Origin of the sequence: Pseudomonas mandelii (assembly GCF_006438925.1) — a bacterium.
In the GTDB taxonomy this organism is placed as follows: domain Bacteria; phylum Pseudomonadota; class Gammaproteobacteria; order Pseudomonadales; family Pseudomonadaceae; genus Aquipseudomonas; species Aquipseudomonas mandelii_C.
The window spans coordinates 156,730-181,343 of sequence record NZ_RCZA01000004.1 but is presented as its reverse complement, the minus strand read 5'-3'; the positions used below and the strand labels follow the sequence as shown (position 1 = coordinate 181,343).

At 58.5% G+C, this 24,614-nt stretch carries 24 protein-coding genes, 2 tRNA genes and 1 pseudogene; 12 read left to right on the top strand and 15 right to left on the bottom strand.

The features are described from left to right. The first annotated feature begins 24 nt into the window (after positions 1-24). The 3 genes from EAH74_RS10875 to EAH74_RS10865 all read left to right on the top strand — a co-directional run bounded on the left by EAH74_RS10875 (position 25) and on the right by EAH74_RS10865 (position 3,558). Positions 25-1,401: an aspartate aminotransferase family protein gene (locus tag EAH74_RS10875; protein ID WP_140678213.1), complete on the top strand. Its 1,377-nt coding sequence runs from the start codon at positions 25-27 to the stop codon at positions 1,399-1,401. A 33-nt stretch (positions 1,402-1,434) separates the two neighbouring features. Beyond that, on the top strand, positions 1,435-2,889 hold the full coding sequence (locus EAH74_RS10870) for an aldehyde dehydrogenase family protein (protein WP_140678212.1): 1,455 nt from the start codon (positions 1,435-1,437) through the stop codon (positions 2,887-2,889). Positions 2,890-2,994: 105 nt separating this feature from the next. Continuing rightward, positions 2,995-3,558, top strand: coding sequence for a cytochrome b (locus EAH74_RS10865; RefSeq protein ID WP_140678210.1), 564 nt, complete (start codon positions 2,995-2,997; stop codon positions 3,556-3,558). Positions 3,559-3,673: 115 nt separating this feature from the next. Here EAH74_RS10865 and EAH74_RS10860 read toward each other — a convergent pair whose 3' ends face one another. Beyond that, positions 3,674-4,342 carry an alginate export family protein gene (locus EAH74_RS10860; protein WP_240050493.1) on the bottom strand — a complete coding sequence of 223 codons (669 nt, stop codon included), beginning with the start codon at positions 4,340-4,342 and terminating at the stop codon, positions 3,674-3,676. A 911-nt stretch (positions 4,343-5,253) separates the two neighbouring features. Here EAH74_RS10860 and EAH74_RS10855 point away from each other — a divergent pair. The 4 genes from EAH74_RS10855 (at position 5,254) to EAH74_RS10840 (ending at position 7,722) form a co-directional block, all read left to right on the top strand. Further along, positions 5,254-5,526: a hypothetical protein gene (locus tag EAH74_RS10855; protein WP_193560126.1), complete on the top strand. Its 273-nt coding sequence runs from the start codon at positions 5,254-5,256 to the stop codon at positions 5,524-5,526. A 196-nt stretch (positions 5,527-5,722) separates the two neighbouring features. Beyond that, the gene (locus tag EAH74_RS10850; protein ID WP_140678208.1) at positions 5,723-6,670 is read left to right on the top strand and encodes a toll/interleukin-1 receptor domain-containing protein; all 948 of its coding nucleotides are present in this window, start codon (positions 5,723-5,725) and stop codon (positions 6,668-6,670) included. A 67-nt stretch (positions 6,671-6,737) separates the two neighbouring features. Then, positions 6,738-7,325 (top strand): transcriptional regulator, encoded by a 588-nt coding sequence (locus EAH74_RS10845; RefSeq protein ID WP_140678206.1) that lies wholly within the window; start codon positions 6,738-6,740, stop codon positions 7,323-7,325. Between the two features lie 103 nt (positions 7,326-7,428). Continuing rightward, positions 7,429-7,722 (top strand): hypothetical protein, encoded by a 294-nt coding sequence (locus tag EAH74_RS10840; RefSeq protein ID WP_140678204.1) that lies wholly within the window; start codon positions 7,429-7,431, stop codon positions 7,720-7,722. 901 nt (positions 7,723-8,623) lie between these two features. On the opposite strand, the gene EAH74_RS10835 is transcribed toward EAH74_RS10840, so the two are convergent. The 4 genes from EAH74_RS10835 to EAH74_RS10820 all read right to left on the bottom strand — a co-directional run bounded on the left by EAH74_RS10835 (position 8,624) and on the right by EAH74_RS10820 (position 10,900). Then, on the bottom strand, positions 8,624-9,946 hold the full coding sequence (locus tag EAH74_RS10835; protein WP_140678202.1) for a tyrosine-type recombinase/integrase: 1,323 nt from the start codon (positions 9,944-9,946) through the stop codon (positions 8,624-8,626). Between the two features lie 172 nt (positions 9,947-10,118). Further along, a tRNA-Leu gene (locus tag EAH74_RS10830) sits at positions 10,119-10,205 on the bottom strand. 195 nt (positions 10,206-10,400) lie between these two features. Continuing rightward, positions 10,401-10,474 (bottom strand) — tRNA-Cys (locus tag EAH74_RS10825). 204 nt (positions 10,475-10,678) lie between these two features. After that, positions 10,679-10,900, bottom strand: a complete 222-nt coding sequence (locus tag EAH74_RS10820) for a DUF3079 domain-containing protein (protein ID WP_140678200.1) — start codon at positions 10,898-10,900, stop codon at positions 10,679-10,681. Between the two features lie 172 nt (positions 10,901-11,072). Between EAH74_RS10820 and EAH74_RS10815 the strand changes: the two genes are divergently transcribed. From EAH74_RS10815 to EAH74_RS10795, 5 genes are all read left to right on the top strand, one after another. After that, positions 11,073-11,420: a hypothetical protein gene (locus EAH74_RS10815; protein WP_140678199.1), complete on the top strand. Its 348-nt coding sequence runs from the start codon at positions 11,073-11,075 to the stop codon at positions 11,418-11,420. Between the two features lie 93 nt (positions 11,421-11,513). Continuing rightward, the gene (locus tag EAH74_RS10810) at positions 11,514-12,044 is read left to right on the top strand and encodes an iron transporter (RefSeq protein ID WP_140678197.1); all 531 of its coding nucleotides are present in this window, start codon (positions 11,514-11,516) and stop codon (positions 12,042-12,044) included. After that, positions 12,045-12,377: a cupredoxin domain-containing protein gene (locus tag EAH74_RS10805; RefSeq protein ID WP_123366630.1), complete on the top strand. Its 333-nt coding sequence runs from the start codon at positions 12,045-12,047 to the stop codon at positions 12,375-12,377. A gap of 22 nt (positions 12,378-12,399) precedes the next feature. Then, positions 12,400-13,254 (top strand): FTR1 family iron permease, encoded by an 855-nt coding sequence (locus EAH74_RS10800; protein WP_140678196.1) that lies wholly within the window; start codon positions 12,400-12,402, stop codon positions 13,252-13,254. Beyond that, positions 13,242-14,621 carry a 4Fe-4S binding protein gene (locus tag EAH74_RS10795; protein WP_140678195.1) on the top strand — a complete coding sequence of 460 codons (1,380 nt, stop codon included), beginning with the start codon at positions 13,242-13,244 and terminating at the stop codon, positions 14,619-14,621. The genes EAH74_RS10800 and EAH74_RS10795 overlap by 13 nt, the downstream gene beginning before the upstream one ends. A 29-nt stretch (positions 14,622-14,650) precedes the next feature. Here EAH74_RS10795 and EAH74_RS33825 read toward each other — a convergent pair whose 3' ends face one another. The 10 genes and pseudogenes from EAH74_RS33825 to narH form a co-directional block, all read right to left on the bottom strand. After that, the gene (locus EAH74_RS33825; protein WP_370655155.1) at positions 14,651-15,355 is read right to left on the bottom strand and encodes a methyl-accepting chemotaxis protein; all 705 of its coding nucleotides are present in this window, start codon (positions 15,353-15,355) and stop codon (positions 14,651-14,653) included. Between the two features lie 387 nt (positions 15,356-15,742). Beyond that, positions 15,743-16,270 (bottom strand): annotated as a pseudogene (locus EAH74_RS33820) (MCP four helix bundle domain-containing protein); the annotation flags it as partial. Positions 16,271-16,363: 93 nt separating this feature from the next. Next, the gene (locus EAH74_RS10785) at positions 16,364-17,059 is read right to left on the bottom strand and encodes an anaerobic ribonucleoside-triphosphate reductase activating protein (protein ID WP_140678192.1); all 696 of its coding nucleotides are present in this window, start codon (positions 17,057-17,059) and stop codon (positions 16,364-16,366) included. Beyond that, complete coding sequence (nrdD, locus tag EAH74_RS33595; RefSeq protein ID WP_140678190.1) at positions 17,056-17,223, bottom strand: anaerobic ribonucleoside-triphosphate reductase; 168 nt, start codon at positions 17,221-17,223, stop codon at positions 17,056-17,058. Before nrdD ends, EAH74_RS10785 begins: the two co-directional genes overlap by 4 nt. 32 nt (positions 17,224-17,255) lie before the next feature. Continuing rightward, a complete protein-coding gene (locus tag EAH74_RS10775; RefSeq protein WP_140678188.1) occupies positions 17,256-19,268 on the bottom strand; it encodes a ribonucleoside triphosphate reductase in 2,013 nt (670 codons plus the stop codon). Positions 19,269-19,657: 389 nt separating this feature from the next. Beyond that, a complete protein-coding gene (gene moaA / locus EAH74_RS10770; protein WP_140678186.1) occupies positions 19,658-20,650 on the bottom strand; it encodes a GTP 3',8-cyclase MoaA in 993 nt (330 codons plus the stop codon). Positions 20,651-20,674: 24 nt separating this feature from the next. Then, positions 20,675-21,634: a peptidylprolyl isomerase gene (locus tag EAH74_RS10765; protein WP_140678185.1), complete on the bottom strand. Its 960-nt coding sequence runs from the start codon at positions 21,632-21,634 to the stop codon at positions 20,675-20,677. A 10-nt stretch (positions 21,635-21,644) separates the two neighbouring features. Continuing rightward, positions 21,645-22,325 (bottom strand): respiratory nitrate reductase subunit gamma, encoded by a 681-nt coding sequence (narI, locus tag EAH74_RS10760; protein ID WP_123366638.1) that lies wholly within the window; start codon positions 22,323-22,325, stop codon positions 21,645-21,647. Then, complete coding sequence (gene narJ, locus EAH74_RS10755; RefSeq protein ID WP_140678183.1) at positions 22,318-23,073, bottom strand: nitrate reductase molybdenum cofactor assembly chaperone; 756 nt, start codon at positions 23,071-23,073, stop codon at positions 22,318-22,320. The genes narI and narJ overlap by 8 nt, the downstream gene beginning before the upstream one ends. Positions 23,074-23,075: 2 nt before the next feature. Next, positions 23,076-24,614 (bottom strand): nitrate reductase subunit beta, encoded by a 1,539-nt coding sequence (gene narH, locus EAH74_RS10750; RefSeq protein WP_140678181.1) that lies wholly within the window; start codon positions 24,612-24,614, stop codon positions 23,076-23,078.

Here is a 24,614-nt window from a genome sequence, read left to right as displayed (position 1 = left end):
AAATCGACATTCAGAGAGAACGTCATGAGTGAAGCCAAACTTGAATCCCTCCACTTCGCGGATGCCCCTCGGATTACCTCCAGCACACTTCCCGGCCCCAAAACCAGCGAGGCCCTGGCGTTGTCGGCGCGTACCGAGTCGATGGCGCGCGGCGGCGGACGCATGCCGGTGGCCATGGATCGTGCCTTTGGCGCTACCTTCAAGGACCCCGATGGCAACACCTACATCGACCTGTCCGCCGGCGTGGGCGTCAGCAGCGTAGGCCGCTGCCACCCGAAGGTGGTGCAGGCGATCCGTGAACAGTCCGAAGTGCTAATGCATGCCCTGGAAGTCAACAGCACCCGGCGCACCGAACTGGCGGCCAAGCTCTCCGAGATCGCGCCCGACGGCTTGCGTGGCGACTGCATCACCTTCTTCACGCAAAGCGGCAGCGATGCGCTTGAAGCAGCCATCAAATTCGCCAAACGCATCACCGGGCGGCACCAGATCATCGCCTTTCATGGTGGCTACCACGGCGTGTGGAACGCCTCGGGATCCCTGACGACAGGCACGGCCTACCGCAAGGGCTACGGTGCCCAGATGGGTGGGGTCATTCACGCCCCCTACCCTTATGCCTACCGTTTCCCTTTCGACACCACTCAAAAAAGCGCCGAGCAGATCGCCGGCGAGTACGTGGACTACCTGTTGAACACCCCCTACACCGCCGCCGATGACGTGGCTGCCGTTATCGTGGAGCCGGTGCAGGGCGAAGGCGGCTACGTGCCCCCATCGCCAGAGTTCCTGCAGCTGTTGCGCAAGGCATGTGACCGTAGCGGCACGCTGCTGATCGTCGATGAAGTGCAATCCGGCGCAGGGCGCACCGGCAAGATGTGGGCGGTCGAGCACTCGGGCGTGAAGCCGGACATGCTCACGTTCGGCAAAGGCATCGGCAGCGACCTGCCAATGGCGGGCCTGATCATGCGTTCGGACCTGGCGGCCGCGATTCCTGACGGATCGATGCCCAACACCTTTGCCGCCAACTCGTTGTCCGCGGCGGTGGCGCTGACCAATATCAGCATCCTACAGGACTCGGAGCTCGATCTGCTCAACCGCGCGCACACCCTGGGGTTGGAGGCGCAGGAACGTATCCGTGGCTTCAACAGCCCGTTCGTTGGTGAAATACGCGGCCGCGGCCTGATGATCGGTATCGAACTGGTCGAAGACCCAGCCACCAAGGCTCCCCTGGCGCCCGAAAAAATCGGCCAGCTCATGGGCTACCTGCTGAACCACGGCGTGCTGATGATTCCCTGCGGTCGCTACAGCAACGTGATGCGAGTCATGCCGTCGCTGACGATCTCACGCTCGCTGTTCTTCAAGGCACTGGACATCTTCGGCGACGCCCTGGCCTCCCTCGAGGCGTGACCCGACCACTCCACATCACTCATGGACCCCAAAATGACTGAGCACTTGAATCACTTCATCAAAGGCGCGTCCTTCGAAGCCTCCGACGGCCGTCGCATAAACCTCGTCAACCCCGTGACAGAACAGGTGTACGGCAGCTCCGCACAGGGCACGACTGAGGACGTGGACCGCGCAGTGGCGGCCGCGCATCGCCAACTTGAGGGTGGCGCCTGGAGCCAGCTCGACGGCGCCCAGCGCGGTCAATTGCTATCGAAACTCGCTGACCTGGTTGAACGCGACACCGAATTGCTGGCCGACATGGATGCCAACGCCATCGGTCGCTCACCCATCGAACCGCGCCGGATGGACTTGCCCAACGCGATCGCCAACCTGCATGCCGCCGCCGGCTGGGCCAACCAGCTTGAGGGACGCACCATTCCCACCGGTGGCTACTTCGGCACCAAGACCCTTTCGTACACGGTACGCGAGCCAGTGGGTGTGGTCGGCGCCATCGTTCCCTGGAATTCGCCGTTGATGATCACCGTCTGGAAGCTCGCCGCTTTGCTGGCGGCAGGCTGCACCGTGGTCATCAAACCTTCGGAAGAAACGCCCCAGTCTGCCCTGCACCTGGCGGTGCTGGCTCAGGAAGCGGGCTTCCCTGACGGCGTGATCAACGTGGTCACCGGCTACGGCAATGAGGTGGGTCGCGCCTTGTGCGAACACCCGCTCGTTGCCAAGATCAGCTTCACCGGCAGCCCCGAGGCCGGACGCGAAATCCAGCGCACCGCCGGTGTGCTGTTCAAGCGCGTTGCATTGGAACTGGGCGGCAAGAGCCCCCAGATTGTCTTCGACGATGCCTCTTTCGAAGACGCGCTGCGCGGGTGTGCGCTCGGCCTGTTCGCCAACCAGGGCCAGGTCTGTGCAGCCGGCTCGCGCATCCTGGTGCACCGCAGCATCGCAGATCGCTTCGGCGCAGCGCTGGCCGATGCCGCACAGGCAGTCAACGTGGGCGACCCTCGCCAGCCCGGTGTACAGATGGGACCGGTGGCCAAGAAAGCGCAATTCGATCGCGTTAACCGATACATCCAACTGGGTATCGACCAAGGCGCCTCGCTACTGGCCGGCGGTGTATCGACGCCTGAACGGGGCTGGTTTGTCCGGCCGACGATCTTCACCAACGCGAACAACGCCATGGCGATCGCCCAAGATGAAATCTTCGGGCCCGTCGGCACGCTGATCACGTTCGACAGCGAAGAGGAAGCTATCGCACTGGCCAACGACTCCTCCTACGGCCTGGCGGCCACGGTCTGGACGACCGACCTGGTGCGAGCGCACCGCGTAGCCGCTGCGGTGAAGGCCGGTGCCGTGGGTATCAACTGCTGGAGTCCACTGGACGCCAACCTGCCCTGGGGCGGCGTGAAGACCAGCGGTATCGGCCGTGAAGGCGGGTTTGCCGGCGCGGTGGCCTACACCGAGGAGAAAGTCATCACCGTGCTGCTGCCTTCCTGAGCACGATCCCTGTCCTGACCGTATCACCCTCCGGCCCCTGTGCCGCGAGGGTGACCGTTCAAAAGTGCATCCCTGATGCCGTTGATAATCAATGGAGAGACTACGATGAACCCGATAGATCAACAAACAACCGATCGGTATCCGACGTCCCTGCGAATGTTGCACTGGGTACGCGCCGTGCTCATCGCAGGCCTCCTCTGGGCAGGCTGGCATATGACCGGTCTGAATGACGAAGTGGCGAGCAAGTACGAGCTCTATTACCCGTGGCACAAATCCTTTGGACTGTTGGTGTTTCTGGTTGTCCTGACTCAGATCGCCCTGCGTTTTCGGACCCCCGTGCTTCCGCAGCCGCTGGAAACGCTGGCGAGCTATGAAAGGTTCCTGTCAAGGCTTACGCAGCGTGTCATGTATGCGCTCGTCGTGATCGTGCCGTTGATGGGGTACTCAATGTCGAGCACCTACACGATGAGCGACGGGGTTTTCTTTTTTGGGGTCAACCTGCCAGAGCTCCTTCCGAAAAATGACAATTGGTTCGTCGTCTTCCAATGGCTGCACAAAGTGCTCGCCTACACCCTGCTCGGACTGATCCTGTTGCATGTCGTGGGCGCTTTGAAACACCGGTTTTTCGACCGGGACCCTCGTAACGATGTTCTGCGCCGCATGCTGTGACTGGGTGGGGCGTTGACGCAAGATGTCAACGCCTCATGGGTTGGACCGGAGGGGCCCGAAGGCCCCTGGTCAAAATACCTGCAACAGACTCAGTCATTACGGGAAGAGCGGCGGCTTAGAAAGCCACCCATACGATGAACTGGAAGTAAGTGTTCGTTGATGCGCTCCCGCTCTGCAGACCACCGTCCCCGAGCCACTTTTCGGGCTTGTAGAAGCCGACCAGAGGCGAGAGTGTGACGTTATCCGTCACCATCCAATCCAGAAAAAGGTCGACCTCACGTGCAGCGAAGTCCTGCTCATGCGTACGGGAGAGCTGGTGGTAGTTGAAGGCCATTGCGTTAAGGGTCAATGTCTCGGTCGGCTTGACTGAGAGGAGCACGTCGTTGATCGCCATGTTCGAGGTCACTGAACCTGCGTAATTGGCGGCGACTTCACCTTGGTATCGCTTGCGAAAACCTCCCTGGAACAGAAAGTCGTAACCTTCGGAATAGCGCGAATATCGATAGCTCACCGTCGGTTGCCATTTTGTATCGGCGAAGGTGTAGCCGGCGTCGAAGAACATCGCCCGCTGCGACCCTGAACGTTTTTCCTGACGCACCACTTCGAACGCAAAGTCGGCATTCTCGATCCCGGCATTGCCCTGCCCACGAATGCTGTAGACGTTCATGCCCTTGCGCTCAAGCCGATCACCAAAGGCATATCGCTCGTCAACATCCAGGCCGTGCAAGTACGTCGAACCGATCGAGCCGACGGGCGTCGTGTAGTCGACGGTGGCGGCAGCCACTTCGGTCTTCGACTGCCCGGGGTTATCGGATTTGAGCCATATCAGGCTACCCTGTGGGCATGGCGAGAACTTGGCCGGTCAGCAGCTTCGCAGCTTCAGATAACAGGCACGAATGGCGAACTAAAAGTAAGCCTGAAATCCTCTGACCCGAGCCCCCAGAAATTGCTGTTCAGAGCCCCGGATCACCAAGCAGTTTCGATCGCACCTTATAAAAAACACTAGTCAAACCACCGGGGCGCCCCCCCCTGTCACACTGCGTTACACGGCGTCCGCATCGGTACTGTCGCCAGGATTTTCCCAGCGACATTGGCCGAAAAAGCACCCCATTGACGAGACCGCCAGGCTAACGTGAATGATGAACGATCAGCACCAGTTTTACTCTGCCCGCGCTCATTGCAGACATCCTGTCTGCCAAGCGTTCAACGGTGCTACAGCACCCTGAAGTCCAGCAGCGCTGGCGTTGCAGTCGTTACCTGCCACAGTGTTTTTTTTCAACAGAGCGTTATGGCTTGGTATCTGAAGGCCTTTGACGACCCCGGCATGGGGATCATACGTGTTGCCGACCGCGCAAACGGTCGCGCCAACTGAGAGGAAGGCCCCAGCCGCAAGATATGGCGCCTTCCTTTTTGTACACCTACCCAGGGAAAATTCGAATTCCCTCCGGGGAGCGGCGTTCTCTTTTATAAGGAGAACAGCCATGCACCATTCCTCCCCCAGTCAACGTCGCAGCAGCATCTGCCACGAGGAAGAACGCGTCTGGGTCAGTTTTTATCAACGCGTCGGCCGCGATCCATCACTGGCAGCCGAGTTGCTGGCGTTGATGAAAGCAGACGCCGTCATGCACCGAGAACTTTTGGCGTTATATCTGTGTTGTCGAGAATCGATCCGCTGCCACGAGGCGCGTCGATGGCGTGATCAGCAATTGGCGAATATCTTGCGCCGCCCCGGTGAGAACCGTAGAGGTGCTGGGGCAGCGATACAGCCTGGCCGAACATCAGCGCACCGGCGTGCTGCGGCACTTGATTGAAGTGGCTGAGCTGTCGGCATATGGCTTGGTGAATGCGGTGACGCATTTCAGTCAAGAACTGGATGACTATGATCGGGCAACGGAGTTTGAGGTATTGGGCGGGAAGTTGATGGCGTTGCCGGCTGGACCTTGGAAAGGTTTGGCTGAAGCGGCGTGACAGAAGGGACAACGGGTCGGTGTGGCATACGCCGGCCCTGTTCATCCTTCCAGTCACCACCTTGATCCGGTAAGCGCATGCGCGCCCAGTGCAGCCTTGTGCGAATATTTCTCTTGAGTTGCCACAGGGCACATGGTCTATTTCGGCACTACAGTGTGGACGCGCACGTTCAACCACGGGAAGGTCAGGAGCGACAATGGCAAAGGTCTTTTTTTCGTATTCGCATGATGACGAGCAATACCGTGATCAGCTGGAAAAACACTTGGCGTCATTGCGGCACGAAGGGCTCATCGAGTCATGGCATGACCGGCGCATACAGGCCGGACAGCACCTCGGAAATGAAATTGACCTACAAATCAACGCAGCCGATGTGATCCTGCTGCTCGTCAGCTCCAGCTTTCTCGATTCCCGCTATTGCTATTCCATCGAAATGACACGGGCCCTGGAGCGAAATGCCACAGGAGAAGCCCGGATCATCCCAGTGATCGTCCGGCCCTGTGATTGGCATTCGACTCCGCTGGGCAATCTGCTCGCTGCGCCCAAGGATGGCAAAGCCATCACGACATGGCCGAATTACGACGAGGCCTACACCGATGTCGCTCGGCAGATCCGTGCTGTGGTGACACGCATTTCACCGGCAGTGACCTCGCCTGTCCCACTTGCCGTACCAGGTGTGCCCTCTTTCTCAGCGTCAGTAGTTGCACCCCCTCGCTCCAGCAACCTCGCCCTTAAAAAGACGTTCAGTGAATTGGATGCTGATAGGTACTTGCAGGAATCGTTTGACTTCATCTCACGTTTTTTCGAGGGTTCACTGCTGGAACTGGAAGCACGCAATGACGGGATCAGCTGTCAATTTCGCCGCATCGACGGCAATACCTTCACCGGCGCGATCTATTGTCAGGGCAATAAAGCCAGCGAATGTTCAGTAACACTTGGCGGGATGGGCGGACGAAGTATTGAATTCTCCAGCAGTGCGTCTGCTCGTGGTGGCTTTAACGAGATGCTTTCGGTGGATCATGATGATCAGTCACTATTCCTCAAGTCACTGGGTATGGCCATGCATGTTTCACGCTCACAAAAACTGACCCAGGAAGGTGGTGCAGAACTGTTTTGGTCAATCCTCATCGGACCGTTGCAGCGATGAGATGCCCACGTGTCGATGACTCCACGCTTCGCCAACCTGCTCGCGCCGGACAAGCCGAGCCTCGCGCATGAGTTTGAGCCCTAAAAGCTTCAAGGAAGCCCTGGCCCAATTCCGCGGCGAAGGGCTTTCCGAATTCCGCCAGCGTCAAAAACTCAACGACCAAGCGGTCTGTGAAGCCAAGCAACTGGTCGGACTTCCACCGTCGCAGTGGCCATCGCTGAGTTTCAATTGGGACACCTCTGCCCCCTCTCAACGCCACTCACTGGATGCAACGCCGGCTGAGTCATTCCATGAGCTTTACCCCAAGGGGTTTGCACTCGGGTGGGTCACTTTGTCGGACCTTGACGAGAAGCTCGGCCATTTCAGCCGGCGAGACACCTTAGAGGAACTCTGGGGCAGCGGTTTCAAGGACAAACTGTCTTCCATGATCGCCTATTTGTCCCATGGTGGTCCGGTGTCTCCACCGCTGGTAAAACCGTTAAAAACCGGTGAGGTGATCTTTCAAGGCGGAAATAACCGCTACGCAGTCGCCAAAGCTGTTGGGATCCTTGAGCTGCCGATTTATGTAGAACCCCAACATAAGGCAGCCATTTCCCTCATCCTGCCGATACGCTGGTGTTCAACAGAAACGCCCGAAGAAATCACCTCGAATTAAGCATCATTTTCTTGGTTGATGTGAGCTGAAGCCTTTGCAAAACCCTCAGGGTGTCACCTAACACTCCCTTGCTATGGTCTCGACCTATCAAAGGAGCGAAATCATGTGCCACCTTCAACTGAGCAACGTACAAACCACCAACCTTTACCAACTCCAAGCCATCAGCCACGGCCTCCTGCAAGACCGTGTCAGCACCATCAGCCACTTTCACCTCGCGGTCGAACTGTCCGACCGGCTAATGTCACTCAACGCGGGCCAACTCTGGGCCTTGGTGGCCCATGCCGTCCACCACATACTGTTCCCCCCGCGCCCTGACCTGATGGATCTGATCAAACTGCCCCTCCCACTGATCGGTGCCTTGGGCACGGTGCACAGCACAGCCACCCGAGCGCACTAAGGCCAAACCATGGACACACGTCGCGCCAAACACGCTCTACAGGCACTGGGACTGGCACACGCATGCGCAGGTTTGGCGCGCGACCGGTCACGGTGCAACGGCTAAAGCATTTGTTGCCTCGCAACCTCAGGCACTGGTTCTTTCCAAAGCCTGAGGACACGCCGCGTGGTTGTGCCCCTGCTCCACGGAATGGTATCCACGCGCCAATGCCTTGAATCGTGGGGAGGCCTCTATTTTTGTTGAGCTCTTCCATGGCTTAGTTGATGCCGTGGAGATGAAGGTATACTGAATGCCATCCTGATCCATCATGGCCTCTGTCAGGAATCGCCACTCGCGATCGCTCGTGAACCTGATGCTACTGGGGGCAAAATCGGGGGCATATTTGAAATTTTCTACCTGAAAATATTGTTCTAGAGCCCAGTCAAAATGTTCTTTGGAGAGCAAGAGTTTGACTGTAAATAACAGACTCTAGACTCGCAGCGCTTTGTACGCGGAGCAAGAGCCATAGCTGGACTTACAGAGACAATCGGCAGTACCGGCGGCAGGGCTGGATGGTGGCGCATTCAACTCAAGCGCGTCATTTTTCCTTCGTAGTTGAGATGTCTTGCCAAATGGTGCTCTCCTGCGCAATAAAAAATCCGACTCAAGGGCAGCGTATCGCGATCATTAGCCCGTAGAAATCAGATGTTGACCGTCATTTTTCGAGTGTCTTCCGGTGCCTCATATGGCGCGAGAACTCCTGCCCTCCAGCGGCAACTCGAAAAACAACGAACTCCCATCAGGAGCACTCAAGTGTAGCGGTAACATCCATCGTCACCGCTCGAAGTTAACGCCTCAGTTTGAGCCCAGGGCACTACACACGATCCGCTTGGTCACGTCGAAATTATCCGAAGTGAGGGCATCAATTGGCGAACGATCTTTTTGTCGCCAATCGAGTGACATTCTCGCCGGCCAGATTCGCAAACTCATGAGGCGTAACATGCTCCTGAAAATTCGCCGTAAGGTACCGGCTCCACCAGTTCATGATCAACCGACGCTCCTCAATGAACTCTGCCTTGTGAATGTAGGCAGCTCGAACGCTGTTGCGCTCTCTATGACTCATTTGCCTTTCGATGGCCGTCTCAGACCACAGACCTGACTCGATCAGTGCGCTACAGGCCATTGAGCGGAATCCGTGACCACAAATGTCTGTCTTCGTGTCGTATCCCATGGTGCGCAACGCTTTGTTCACGGTGTTTTCTGACATCGGCTTCCAGGCCCTAGCATCACCGGCAAACACCAGGTCGAATGTGCCAGTGAGGGTGTGGATCTGTTCAAGCACGGCCACAACTTGCGGCGATAAAGGCACAAGATGAACATCGCCCGCCATTTTCGTCCCCCGTGTTGAATGGCGTACGTCCTCCAGTTCCGGCCGAGTATCCGGGATCTCCCATACGCAACGCTTGAGGTCGAACTCACACCAACGAGCGAAACGTAACTCACTCGAGCGAACAAACACGTGCAGCGAGAGCATGAGCGTTAGCCGGGTCAGCTCTCGGCCCTTGTAGGCATAGATTCGTGCCAGCAATTCAGGCAGGCGTGACAGGGGCAATGCAGGCCGATGGGAGACTCGCGGCGCTTTGATCAAGCCCTGAAGATCGTACGCAGGGTTTATCGGAATAAGACGAAGGCGTTTTGCCTCACGCATAATACTTTGCAGGTATCTTTGTACCCTTAAGGCGACGTCAATCGTTCCACGTTTTCTGATCGCCTCCAAAGGTTGCATCAGATCATAAGTATCGAGATCAGCAATCGCGCGAGCACCGATAAACGGGAACACATAGTTATTCAGACGGTTGAACACATTTTTGGAATGGTCGGGAGTCCATCTGGCCGACATGTTCTTGTGCCAGTTCAACGCAACGCTTTCAAAAGTACGGCCGTTAACAGCATCTTCCGTTTTGGCTTTACGCTTGTTCTCGACGGGATCAATGCCGTCTGCGAGCATCCGCTTCGCATCTAAACGCTTCTGGCGAGCTTCGGCCAGGCCAATTACGGGATAGCTGCCGAGGGAGGTCAACCCCTCCCGGCCGTCAGGCTTTACATACCTGAGACGCCAGCCTTTACGACCATTGGGTTGAATTAGGAGATAGAGACCATCACCGTCGAAAAGCTTGTAGGGACGGTCCGTTGGCCTTGCTAAACGGCAAGCAGCGTCGGTAAGCGGAGCAGTTGTGCGCGACATAAGGGTATCATCCTTAATCGAACCAAAGACTACCCCTAACTCTACCCTCTAAATGACTGGATTCCAGAAGAATGGACGAGAATCCGACGGAATGCTAAAACGAAAAAACCCGCCAGAAGGCAGGTTTTTCAAGGCTTCCAAAGAACTCAAAAGCGCTCAGTGGAATGCAAGATGGTGCCCGAAGCCGGAATCGAACCGGCACGCCCTTACGAGCGGGGGATTTTAAGTCCCATGCGTCTACCAGTTTCGCCATTCGGGCGGTAGCGCGGTGAAGCAGTCTGAAGACTGTCAAATAACGATCTGGCAGTTCTGACGCCTGTGCAGCAGAGGGGGAAATATATACATCCCGCTCCGGTGAAGCAAGTTCGCGACTGGCCTTTTCAAGACTAAATCTTGCAGGACGGTGCAAATAAAAAAGCTCCGTAAATCATAGATCTACGGAGCTCGTTTAAAGTGGAGGCCGAGGTCGGAATCGAACCGGCGTAGGTGGATTTGCAATCCACTGCATAACCATTTTGCTACTCGGCCTCAAGCATCTAATGTCATGTAGCAAAACATCAAACGCGTACAAACTTGGAGTAAGATTCGTGATCTAACTCCTTGAAAACATTGAGCTTTTTCAGCGGCCAGTGCTTTCGATGGCGTGAATTATGTACTGATTTCCCGAGGCTGGCAACCCCTTGATTTCAAAAAAAATTCCGTCAGGTGGTTTCTATGTTTAAAGGGAGTTGCTCAGCCCTTCAGGCCGGGATCATCCGTCACGTCTTTTACCGCGATCAACGGATCAATGCCCCAGTCGCCATGCAGATACCAATCGTCTCCGATCATTTCGGCTGGATGCATTGTCCTGTCGGAGCCATTGCCGCACGCCAGGGAATTGGCTGGACAGTATCTATCGCAGCCCCAGCAAATGCGCTCGGGGTGCTTGGGACTGATGGGAAAATTCTTGGCCATGTCGATCCCCGGTTCGCTTCTAGGATGTACCTCCAACGTACATCCCTCGCGCAAAGGTGACCTTGATACGGATCAAGGTACGGCTAAGCTTTGTCCTGCCGGGAAATCGGTTACGTCATAGCGTTTTCCCGGTCCTTGGGCAGCCACATAAAAACACCTGGAGAAGCTTCTTATGCCTGGTAAAAAGCCATCTGCCGGAGAACAGAGCCCTGTTCGATTGTCGACCTGGGATGATGAAGGCGCGGAAAAATCACTCGACGCTGAAGCATTTTCCTCTCCCCCCGAATTGACCAATACAGAACTGGTCCACCTTCGTGTCCGGGTAATTGCCCTGGAGAACCTGGTCATCGCGTTACTGACACAAGGCTCGGATCAACAGTTAGCCGTCGCCCGCGAAATGGCCGCCTACATTTCACCCCGGCCCGGCTTCACCCAGCACCCTCTGACGATTCACGCGGCTGCGCAGATGAGCGACAGCGTCGACCGCGCCGAGCGGTTTCGAAAGCGTTCCCAGTCATAGGCTTAATTACTGAAAACTTGATAACAATCATTATTGTTCGCAAAAAAGCTTCCTACACTCGGGCTCTTACTCGTTAGTGCCCAGGAAGACATCATGCGTACGACCTTTTCGCTGTCACTCGCCCTGCTCTTGCTCACACCGTTGGCTCAGGCCAAGGAATACCCGATCGGGGAACCCCAATTGTGTCCGGGGCTGGAAGTCGGGGCGGTGTATTTGCAGCCGATCGAGATGGCACCTGCCGGGATGATGCGGGCCACCGCAGATTCCGATGTGCATCTGGAAGCCGATATTCGCGCCACGGCGGACAATCGACAGGGCTTTCAGGAAGGCAGTTTCGTGCCTTACCTCAATGTCTCGTTCAACCTGAAAAAACAGGGCAACGAGAACGAACTCAAAGGCGATTTCCACGCCATGGTCGCCAATGACGGTCCGCACTATGGCGATAATGTAAAGCTGCTCGGTCCAGGCAAATATCAGCTGACCTTCACCGTCCTGCCCCCCGGCGGTCATGGGTCCCTTGGCCGCCATACCGATAAGGAAACCGGCGTACCCCCCTGGTTTGAACGCTGCGAATTGCACTACGAGTTCATCTACGCCGGTATCGGTAAAAAAGGCGGCTATTGAATGAAGCGCCTGCAGATTGCCTGGCTGATGCTCGCCGGAGCAGTTGCGCCGTTCATGGCCTATGCCGAATTACCGAGCTATGAACTCAGCCTGCGCGATGGCCACTTCACTCCCGCCCAGTTGGAGGTGCCGGCCGGTCAGCGCTTCAAGATCATCCTGAAAAATATCGGTCAAGGCCCAGCCGAATTCGAGAGCACGCCGTTGCGGGTTGAAAAAGTGCTGTCGCCGGGCGTGACAACCTTCGTGGTCATTCACCCGCTCAGGCCCGGCCACTATCCCTTCTTCGACGAGTTCAATCCGCAACTGCCCGAGGGCGGCATCCTCGCGAAATAACCCGTTCAAACACGGAGCTTTCATGAATCAATCAATGTTCATTGTCTGGCGCGAAAGCGTCGAGGCGCTGCTGGTGATCGGCATTCTTCAGGCTTGGGTCAGCCAGCAGCATCAGGCTGATCGACTGGCGAAGTACCTGTGGGCAGGCGTCGTGCTGGGGTTGATGCTCTCGGGCCTGCTGGCGGTGTTGATTCTGTTTGCCGGTGAGACCATGAGCGGTGCAGCCAGCGAGTGGTTCCAGGCAGCACTCGCGCTGGTGGCCAGCCTGCTGATCGTGCAAATGGTCGGTTGGATGCACCGCCACGGGCGCACGCTCAAGCACGATTTGCAACGGCACGCCGATAGCCACCTGGCCCGACAAGGTGGCGCAGGTCTGTTACTGCTGGCCATGCTCGCCGTCAGCCGCGAAGGCAGTGAAACGGTGGTCTTTCTCTATGGCGCCGGTGCTCAGTTACGGGGTCCGCAACTCGGTTTGTTTGCCATCGGCGGCGCAATGGGACTGGTGCTGTCGGCGCTGACCATTGCCCTGCTGCACAGCAGTCGCCGGTTCATTTCGTGGCAGCGATTCTTTGCCATCAGCGAAGCTGTTTTGCTGGTACTCGGCGCGGCATTGCTGGTCAGCGGCACCGAGAGAATTGGCGGTCAATTACTCGCCCTGGACTTGCCGGAGGTGATGTACAGCCTCGTGGGCGATGCGCTTTGGGACAGCAGTGCCTTGCTCAGTGACAGCCATGGACTGGGTGGTTTTCTTGCCGGATTTGCCGGTTATCGCGCGACGCCCAGCGCCATGACGTTACTGGTGCTGGCGGGTTATTGGCTGACCGTCGGCGGATGGCTGCGTCAACGTGCTGCGGAAAAAGTCCCATGCCTGAGCTGAGTCGCCACAATCGTTTACTCCAGTGCCTTGGCGACGGCATGCGTCGTCATGCGCCCGTCATTCGTGCCGTGCAGTGGGTCGTTGTACTGTTTTACGCGTTGCTGTTGGTGGTCCCGGCGGTATTGCCGCTGCCGGACAGCCAGGCACGGCTGCTCGATAACCTGACCCTGTTCGCGCAGTTTTTGTTCTGGGGCATTTGGTGGCCATTTGTGCTGCTGTCGATCGTGCTGTTCGGACGCCTCTGGTGTGGCTTTCTCTGTCCGGAAGGCTCACTCAGCGAATGGGCCAGCCATTACGGCAAAGGTTTGGGTGTGCCGCGCTGGTTGCGCTGGGGCGGCTGGCCAACCCTGGCGTTCTGCCTGACGACCCTCTACGGCCAGTTGATCAGCGTCTATGACTACGCCCAGGCGGCGCTGTTGATTCTGGGCGGTTCGACCGTCGCCGCGGTCATCGTCGGGTTGCTGTTCGCCCGGGGCAAGCGGGTCTGGTGCCGTTACCTGTGCCCGGTCAGTGGCGTCTTCGCCCTGCTCGCCCGACTGGCGCCCGTGCATTTTCAGGTCGACGAACAACGCTGGATGGAAAACGCCGCGCCACGCCTGCCGCCGCCCAACTGCGCGCCCTTGCTCGATATCCGTCGCATGCAAGGCGCCAGCGACTGTCATGCCTGCGGACGTTGCAGCGGCCAACGCGGTGCTGTTCAGTTGATCGCCCGCTCCAGCAATCAGGAGATTCTTCACGCGACAGCGCAGACGCTGTCACCGTGGGACGCGCGCTTATTGCTGTTCGGCGTTATCGGCCTGGCCATGGGTGCGTTTCAGTGGACGGTCAGCCCATGGTTCGTCGCCCTCAAACAAACCCTCGCCCAATGGCTGGTCGAGCACGACCAACTCTGGGCCCTGGAGGACAACGCGCCCTGGTGGCTGCTCACCCACTACCCGCAGCTCAACGACAGCTTCAGCTGGCTCGACGGTTTCAGCATCGTCGTTTACTTGAGTTTGAGTTCGATGGTGTTGGGCACGGCGTTGATGATCCTTCTGCGCCTGACAGCGCGACTGGCGCAAGATCCTGCACTGTATTGGCCCCTGGCGCTGACACTCACGCCCTTGGGTGGTGCGGGATTGTTTCTCGGACTGTCGGCCACAACGGTGAAATTGCTTCGCTATGAAGGGCTGTTGCTCGAGTGGGTACAACCCGCCAGGGCCTGTTTGTTACTGGCCGCGATGGGCTGGAGCCTGTTGCTGAGTTGGAAACGGCTGGACCGCGAAGGCATTTCCCAGGTTCGTCGCTGCGCTGGCAGCACTTGCCTGTTACTCGCCATCGGCTTGGTAGGGTTCGGCTGGTGGTTGCAATTCTGGGGCTGGGCCTGAGCCCCCGACACAACCACCCACCGGATCAACTAGACCTTAAAACGCGCCACCGTCTGGTGCAGCGCCCCCGCCATCTGCGCCAAATCGTGACCCGCAGTGTGAGTATGTTGGGCCCCCAGCAAGACCTGCTCGGACAAGTTGCGAATCCCCATCAGATTACGATCCACCTCCCGCGCCACCAATGCCTGCTCTTCAGTGGCACTGGCAATCATCATGTTGCGCTCGTTGATCTGTGAGATTGACCGAGTGATTTCATCCAGTGCATCGCCCGAGCGTTGCGCCACTTCAAGGGTGGCCCGCACCAGGTTGCTGCTGCTTTGCATGGCCGTCACCGCATGGCCGGTATCGAGACGAATGTTGCCGATCATCTGCTCGATTTCCTGGGTGGACTCTTGAGTGCGATGCGCCAGGGCGCGCACTTCATCGGCGACCACGGCAAACCCGCGTCCGGCGTCCCCGGCACGGGCCGCTTCAATGGCGGCGTTGAGGGCCAGTAAATTGGTCTGCTCGGCGATACTGCGAATCACGTCCAGCACCTTGCTGATGTCCTGCACCCGGCCCGCCAGTTGCTCGATGCGCTGTGAGGTGTCGGTGACGCCATCGGCCAGTGCGCCGATTGAAACCACGGTTTCCTGAACCTGTTCACGCCCGCGCTGTGCGGTTTGCTCGGACTGCCGCGAGGCCTCGGAGGTGCTCACCGCATTGCGCGCCACTTCATCGACTGCAGCGGTCATCTGGTTCACAGCGGTGGCGGCCTGCTCGATCTCCAGCCCCTGCAATTGCAGGTTGCTGCTGGTCTGGCTACTGACCGCACTGAGCTCTTCGGAGGAACTGGCCACCTGGTCCACCGACATCGCGATGTGCCTGACCATGGCATTCAGACTTTGCTGCATGTGATGCATGTTCATCATCACGCTGCCGCCGGCACTTGAGTTCACCGGCACCTGAATCGTCAGGTCACCCTGAGCGATTTGACTCAAGAACCGTGCAGCGTCATCCGGCTCGCCGCCGAGTGGCCGGGTCACACTGCGCGTGACGATCACCGCCGCAGCAATGACCAGTGCCACACAGAACAAAAACAACCCGAGCATATTGCGCCGGGCATCGCTGTACAGTGCCTGCGCCGACTGTTCCCGGTCGGCGAATATTTTGCCTTGCAGCGCCATCAACTGATCCAGGCTGCCATAAACCTCGTGCTCGGCCGGCACGACCTTTTGTTTCAGCTGTGCCATGGCGTCATCGAAGGCCCCTTGCCGGATCAACACCTGCACTTGAGTGAACGCCGCCACGTAGGCTTCGCGATTCTTCTTCAACGCGGCATAAGCGGTTTTGCCCTCTGGCAAATAGAACAACGGTTCAAGCGTTTCGAGCGCCTGGGTGATCCGTTTCTTGGTAGCGTCGATTGACTGCTGCACCTGCTGATTGTCTTTTTCGATCAGTAAATCCCGGGTGTTCCTGGCGTTATCACGTACGCCGGTGGCGATGACCATGATCGGATCGATCTTCGGCCAGTCCTGCTTGACGATTACTACCGCCTGTTCCTTGAGCGTTGCCAGATCGTGCAACGCGTAAAACGCCATGCCCATCAGCGCCAACGGCGCGATGGCAAAGCCGATGACGATACGTTGTGCTGTGGTTAATTTGGCCATATCAAATGCTCCCTGTTTGATACCTGCCGATTGGCAGCGCATTTGAAAACCTAATGATGGATGTCACCGTTAAACGTTGATTCGCAGCCACGGTTACCCCCGTAACACGAAAGCGGGAAACAGCTCGCGCATGGCTTCCCATAAGTCAGGCAGCAAGGCTTGTGCCGAAACGCTTGGCAGCAGCGGATCGAACATCCGCTCGGTGCGGACCAACTGCACGGCGAAGCGTTTGACGCCGAGTTCGCTCAAGCGCTTGGCGAGGATCAGCAGACGCGCCGGTTCGAACAGATGCCAATGCACGGTGGTGCGACATTCGTAGTCGACACCGCTGGCCAGCAGATGCTCAAGGCTGCGCCAGTTGGCCGTTCCGCTGCCCTCGACCCGGGTGATCGCCTGGCAATCCTCGGGCAACGCCTTGACATCGAAACCGACCCAATCGGCCCCGGTCAGTGCCTTGGCGAACGCCGCGGGTTTGATGCCGGCGCTGTGCAGACCAATGCGAAATCCCATCGCCCGCACCTCATCCATGGCGTCGAGCAGTCCGTCCTGCAAGGTGGGTTCTCCACCACTGAACACCACCGCATCGAGCAAGTCCTGACGCCGTTGCAAAAACGCCAGCACCCGCCGCCAATCCACTTCGTCTGTGCCACGAGGCGGGATCAACTGCGGGTTATGGCAGTACCGACAACGCCAGGCGCAACCCTGGCAAAACAACACGCAGGCGAGCTGTCCCGGATAGTTGATAGTGGTCAGGGGCACCATGCCCCCGACCCGTAGCGTTCGACTCATTGGCGCCAGGCCAGCGCCGCGCTTTCAGTGAAGTGCACCCGCTCGCGGTGCTCCGACTGTTTGCCTGGATTGAACGCCGACACAGGGCGGTGATAGCCCATCACCCGGGTCCAGACTTCGCAGCGTTGACGTTGAGCCTGGGGCAATGTTTGCGATGCAGTCATGGTGAAGCTCCTTGCAGTTGAGGGGATCGAAATCAATGAACGGTGCCGAGCTTCTGTTCTTGCAGCAGGACCTCGTCGCACTTGGGGCAGAACTCATGCTCGCCATCGAGGTAGCCGTGCACCGGGCAGATGGAAAACGTCGGGGTCACGGTCAGGTATGGCAGGCGGAAGCGGCCAAGGGCTTTGCGCACCAGTTGCTTGCAAGCCTCAGTGGAAGAAATCCGCTCGGCCATGTACAGGTGCAAGACGGTGCCGCCGGTGTATTTGCATTGCAGCTCGTCTTGAAGTTCCAGCGCCTCGAAGGGGTCTTCGGTGTAGCCCACGGGCAGTTGCGAGGAGTTGGTGTAATACGGCGCTTGCGGGCTGCCGGCCTGGAGAATGTCGGGGTAGCGCTTGAGGTCTTCCTTGGCGAAGCGGTAGGTCGTGCCCTCGGCCGGCGTCGCTTCCAGGTTGTACATGCGGCCGGTTTCTTCCTGGAATCGCAGTAACGTGGCACGCACATGATCGAGCATGTTCAGGGCAAACTGCCGGCCGTGCTCGGTGTGCATGCCCTCCTCGTCTCCGGTGAAATTGCGCAGCATTTCATGCATGCCGTTGAGGCCGATGGTGGAAAAATGGTTACGCAGGGTTCCGAGGTAGCGCTTGGTGTACGGGTACAAACCGGCATCCATGTGGTGCTGAATCACCTTGCGCTTGACCTCCAGGCTTTCCATCGCCAGTTCCATCAGTGTGTCCAGGCGCTGCAGCAAACCGCTGGTATCTCCCTTGAACACATAGCCGAGCCGCGCGCAGTTAATGGTGACGACACCGAGCGATCCGGTCTGCTCCGCCGAGCCAAACAAGCCGCCGCCACGCTTGAGCAACTCGCGGACATCCAGCTGCAAACGGCAGCACATCGAGCGCACCTGATTGGGTTGCAGGTCCGAATTGAGGAAGTTCTGGAAATACGGCAAGCCGTAACGCGCGGTCATCTCGAACAGGCGGTCGGCGTTTTCACTGTCCCATGGAAAGTCGTGGGTGATGTTGTAGGTCGGGATCGGAAAGGTGAACACCCGCCCTTTCGCATCGCCGGCCTGCATCACCTCAATGTAGGCGCGATTGAGCAGCTCCATTTCGACTTGCAGGTCGCCGTAGGCAAACGGCATTTCCTCACCACCGATGACGGGTATCTGCTCACGCAAATCCTGCGGGCACACCCAATCGAAGGTCAGGTTGGTGAAAGGCGTCTGAGTGCCCCAGCGCGAAGGCACGTTGAGGTTGTAGATGAACTCCTGGATCGCCTGGCGCACCTCCTGAAAACTCAACTGATCCTTGCGCACATAGGGCGCCAGGTAGGTGTCGAACGAGCTGAACGCCTGGGCGCCGGCCCATTCGTTTTGCAGGGTGCCGAGAAAATTCACCATCTGCCCCAGGGCACTGCTCAAGTGCTTCGGCGGTCCGGCTTCGACACGCCCCGGCACACCGTTGAGCCCTTCGTGCAACAGGGTGCGCAGCGACCAGCCCGCGCAGTAACCGGCGAGCATGTCGAGGTCGTGCACATGCAAATCCGCCTCGCGGTGGGCCTGGCCGATGGCCTCGCTGTACACCTCCTCCAGCCAGTAGTTGGCGGTGACCTTGCCCGACACGTTCAACACCAGCCCGCCCAGGGAGTAACCCTGATTGGCGTTGGCCTGGACCCGCCAGTCTTCGCGGTCGAGGTATTCGTTCATCGAGGTCGCCACTTCGACCATGGTCCGCCGGTCGCGGCGCAAGCGCCCGTGCTGTTCGCGGTAGACGATGTAGGCGCGCATGGCGAGGAAAAAACCGGCGTCCATCAACACCCGCTCAACACGGTCCTGGATTTGCTCGACATGCAGCCTCGACAACCCTTCAAGCCTGGCCAATACCGCCTGAAGCAAACCTTCGACCTCAACCTCGCCGTACTCCTCCGTCGCCTTGCCGGCGGCGATCAATGCCTGACGGATTTTGTCGGCATCGAAAGCGACCTGACTGCCATCGCGTTTGTGCAAGCGGTTACATCCTACTGCGATCAGCGTGCTCTGCATTTGGCCTCCAGACACTACATATAGACTTAAACAAACTTAAAACCACAACATGCAGTGAAGGCTACGGACAAAGTGCTGATCTGCAATTGATCGACATCAAGATTTGCCGGCAAAAAAACCGCCCAAAGGCGGCAAAGGGAAACTATTGAAAGGGCCAGAATAAACACTCGGATCTGAAATCCACCCCTCACCCCAGCCCTCTCCCCAGTGGGGAGAGGGGGAAAGGGAGCAGATCTCCATGTGCTTCTATACCTGAGCTCGACTCGGGCTTTCAGGTCGATGTAACTCTAAGAACAACTCGGTCAGTCCCCTCGCCCCTCTGGGGCGGTCCGACGTTTCGGGAGGGTTAGGGTGAGGGGTGGATTTCGGATCAGCACACAGCCCCCGAATCAACCACCACTCATGTTCATGAACCGCACAATCTGCACCTCCCCTTCGGGGCTGAAATCATGCCGCAGCGGTTTACCGCGCAACGCCTTCTGCACCGCGTTAATCACGGATTGATCATCCAACGGATACCGCCTCAGCAATCCACGCAAATCCAGCGCATCATCCTGTCCCAGACACAGCAACAGCTTCCCTTCAACAGTCATCCGCACCCGATTACAGCTGCCACAAAAGTTGTGACTATTGGGCGAAATGAAACCGATACGGGTCTCAGGATGGCGTTCCAGACGCACATAGCGCGCCGGTCCGCCGCTGTTTTCCGTACTGTCGAGCAACCGATGCCGACTAGCGATCAGCGTGCGCACTTCGTCGCTGGAACAGAACGATTCGCCCCGGGAACGACCGACGTCGCCCAAAGGCATTTCTTCGATAAAACTGATGTCGATGCGCTGGTCGATGGCGTACTGCACCAACGCCGGGACTTCATCGAAGTTGCGTCCTTTCATCACCACACAGTTGAGTTTGATCCGCTCGAACCCTGCGTCCCGCGCCGCTTCGATGCCGTTGAGCACCTGATCGAGATCGCCGTTACGGGTGATCGCCCGAAATTTTTGCCCGTCCAGGCTATCGAGGCTGATGTTCATCCGCTTGACCCCGGCGTCGACCAATGGCCGGGCCAGACGGCCCAGCTGCGATCCGTTGCTCGTCATCACCAGTTCACGCAAACCGGGTAAAGCGGCGATGTTGCGGCACAGTCCGACAATGCCCGGACGGATCAGCGGCTCGCCACCGGTCAGCCGGATCTTGCGCACACCCAGGCCAACGAACAGCGTCGCCAAACGCTGCAATTCCTCCAGCGTGAGCACCTGCTGACGCGGCAGGAACGTCATGTTTTTCGCCATGCAATACACACAGCGAAAATCACAGCGGTCCGTCACCGACATCCGCAGATAATCGATCTGCCGCCCAAAACCATCCTGCATCACAGCGTTCATCACTTCTCCCGGTTTGCCCAATGCTCACTGCACCAGCGGTGAGTCGGCGCCCTGCAAGTGGATGCCACGAATATCGGCTGCACCGATCAGGGTTTGCAGGTACTGCACCAGCGCTTTCTGCCAGACGCCTTGCTGCAACTGCGTGCGGATTGCCGTCGACACCACTTCATAGGGCAACGGCATGCCTTCGATCCGCTGATCGACACTGACCACATGCCAGCCGTAGCGACTTTCCAGCGGTTTGCTGGCCAGGCCTGGCGCCAGGGTGAACAGCTGACGCTCCAGCTCGGGCACGGTCTGGCCCTTGCTGATCTGTCCCAAAGAACCGCCTTGAGCCTTCGACGGGCAAGCCGAATATTTCACGGCCAGCTCGGCGAAACTGCCGGGGAATTCATCCAGTTGCTGCAGCAGGACTTCGGCCTGACCCTGCGCAAGCTCGCGGGCCTCGACATCGTCCGGTGCACATTCGAGCAGGATGTGCCGCACTGCCAGCAACGGTGCGCTGTGGAAGCGTCCGCGATTGTTTTCGTAGTAACGCAGACTCGACTCCTCGTCGCACTGCGGCACTTTCACCTCACGTTCGAGCAGCAAGCGCGTAGCCGCTTCTTCTTCGTTCTCACCGGCGCCGATCTCCAGCGACACGCCGAGTTCGGTGATGCGCTGCTGCAACAACTCGCGGATCACCAGTGCCCGGGCGGCCAGGAAGACCGCCTCCTCGCGGCTTTCGGCCGGGTGATATTGCAGCTCCTGGGCCATCGCCTCCGGGGTGATCAACACCTCGTTGACGCTGACGATCGGCCACTCTTGTTCACTGCTGGCGATCAATTGCGCCGGGGCGTCATCGGCCCCTGCGGGCTCAACCGGCAGCGCTTCAAACTGCGCCTGTGCGACCGGCGCGATGTCGAGAACGACCTCGGCTTTTTTAGAAGAACCGCAGCCACCGCTGCCCCCGTTACCACCACCACATCCACATCCACCTGACATGATTGTCTCCTCAGTACTTCTGACGAACGATTTGATAACGACGCCCCAGGTACCAGATCGGTGCGCTGATCATGTGTACGAGACGGGTGAAGGGGAACAGCACAAACAGGGTCAAGCCGAGAAACACGTGCAACTTGTAGATCAGCCCGACCGGCGCGATGGCCGCCGCGGCTTCCACCGGACGCAACAGCACGGTGTTCTGCGCCCAATCGGCGAGCATCACCATCACCGAACCGTCCATGTGTCCGGTGGACGCGACGATGGTCAGCAGACCGAGCAGCAATTGCGCCAGCAGCACCAGCAGAATCAGGATGTCCGAAGGACTGGAGGTGGCACGGACCCGAGGATCGTTGAGCCGCCGGTTGACCAGCATCAGCAGGCCGATCAGGCACAGCAGACCGAAGAGCCCGCCCGAGACCATTGCCAGCAACTGCTTGTTCTCAGTGCTGATCACGTGGTGATAAATCGACGCCGGGGTCAGCAGGCCGACGAAATGCCCCGCCAGCACGAACAACACACCGATGTGGAAGAAGTTGCTCGCCACGCGCATGCCGCGTTGGTTGAGCATCTGGCTCGAACCAGCTTTCCAGCTGTATTGCGACAGGTCAAAGCGGGCCCAACTGCCAATCAGGCAAATGGCCAGGGCGACGTAGGGATAGACCCCGAACAACAATAGATTCCATTTAGACATTGCCTACCTCCTTGGCTGGCACGGCGGCCAGCCCTTCATGCTGAAAATCTACCCAGTGCAACGGGACCGCGCTTTCTTCCCGGGCCTTGCCCGGTGAGCTTGGCAGCGAACTGCAACGGTCCTGCTGTTCGGCCTGGAGGAAGTCCACGGCCTCCTCTTCCCAGATCTTGTCGAGGGCTTCGAGGGAGTCGTCGCGAGGTTCCGCCGCCACCTGTGCCCGCAGGTCGGCGACCGCCTGATGCGGCTCGGCCCCGGCAATTTGCAGCAGTGCCCGGAAGCAGCTGGCATAGGCGCTTTCGCGTTCTTCCAGACGTGCCGCGAGCAAGGCCAGCAAGTGCGAAACATCCGCCAGGCCCTCGCGGGCCTCGATGTCTTCGCGGGTCGACAGGAATTCCAGGTACAGCGGGATGTAATCGGGCAGCTCTTTGACGCCGATGGCAAAACCGGCTTCTTCGTACTGCGCCATCATGTCGACCATGGCCTGGCCACGGTCACGGGATTCACCGTGCACATGTTCGAACAACAGCAGCGACAGCGAGCGCCCCCGGCCGAACAGCGCACCGTAGTGCTCCTGCCCGTCCATCAGGTCATTGGCGCAGATCAGTTCGAGCAACTCGAACAACGCACCGCGCTGCTTCGGGCTGATTTCCCGTGACTGGATGATCGCTTGCTCCAGTTCATCGCGACCGCCAATCAGCGTCTCGGTCGGGTAATCGAGCAGCAGCGAAATCACTTTGAGAATTTGCATGCTCATTCCTCCCACAACTGGACGGTTTTCAGGATGTCGCGACGGTTGGCTTTCTTGGCGCCGAACATGTTGGTGTCGGAGCTGCCGCTGCAACCGCTGCCGAAACTGAAACCGCACCCGGAACGCTCGGCAAAGGTGTCGCTCATGGCGTCTTCACGGTGGGCGCTCGGTACAACAAAGCGGTCTTCGTAGTTGGCGATTGCCAGGTAGCGATACATCTCCTCGACCTGGGCCACGCTCAGGCCGACATCCGCCAGCACCTGCAGGTCCTGAACCCCGTCGACTTGCTCGGAACGTTTGTAGGCGCGCATCGCCAGCAAGCGTTTAAGCGCACGCTTGACCGGTTTTTCATCGCCCGCCGTCAGCAGGTTGGCCAGGTACTTCAGTGGAATACGCAGGCTGTCGACGTCCGGGATCACCCCGTTCATACCGACGGTGCCGGCAGTGGCGGCGTTCTGGATCGGCGACAGCGGCGGTACGTACCAAACCATCGGCAAGGTGCGGTATTCCGGGTGCAGCGGCAGTGCGAGTTTCCAGTCCACGGCCATTTTGTAGACCGGCGAACGTTGGGCGGAATCGATCACCGATTGCGGTACACCGTCTTCCAGGGCCTGACGAATCACCGCCGGGTCGTTCGGATCGAGGAAGATCTCCAGCTGTTTCTCGTACAGGTCCTGCTCATTGGCGGTGCTCGCCACTTCGCTGATGCGGTCGGCGTCATACAGCAGCACACCGAGGTAGCGGATGCGCCCAACACAGGTTTCCGCGCAAACGGTCGGCATCCCGGCTTCGATACGCGGGTAGCAGAAGATGCATTTCTCGGACTTGCCGCTCTTCCAGTTGAAATAGATCTTCTTGTACGGGCAGCCGCTGATGCACATCCGCCAGCCACGGCATTTCTCCTGGTCAATCAGGACGATGCCGTCTTCTTCACGCTTGTAGATCGCCCCGCTGGGGCAAGCCGCTGCGCACGTCGGGTTGAGGCAGTGCTCGCACAGGCGCGGCAAATACATCATGAAGGTGTTTTCGTACTCGCCGTAAATGTCCGCTTGGATCTTGTCGAAGTTCTTGTCCTTACGACGTTTGGCGAATTCGGTGCCGAGGATTTCTTCCCAGTTCGGGCCCCACTCGATTTTCTCCATGCGCTTGCCGGAGATCAGCGAACGCGGGCGCGCGGTGGGTTGATGCTCGCCCAGCGGTGCGGTGTGCAGGTGCTGGTAATCGAAGTCGAACGGTTCGTAGTAGTCGTCGAGGCTCGGCAGGTCCGGGTTGGCGAAAATGTTCGCCAACACGCGGAATTTACCGCCGATACGCGGGTTGATCGTGCCGTTGGCATTGCGGATCCAGCCGCCCTTCCACTTGTCCTGGTTTTCCCATTCTTTCGGGTAGCCGATCCCGGGTTTCGATTCGACGTTGTTGAACCAGGCGTATTCCATGCCTTCGCGGCTGGTCCAGACGTTTTTGCAGGTGATCGAACAGGTGTGGCAACCGATGCATTTGTCCAGGTTCAGAACCATGCCGATTTGTGAGCGAATCTTCAT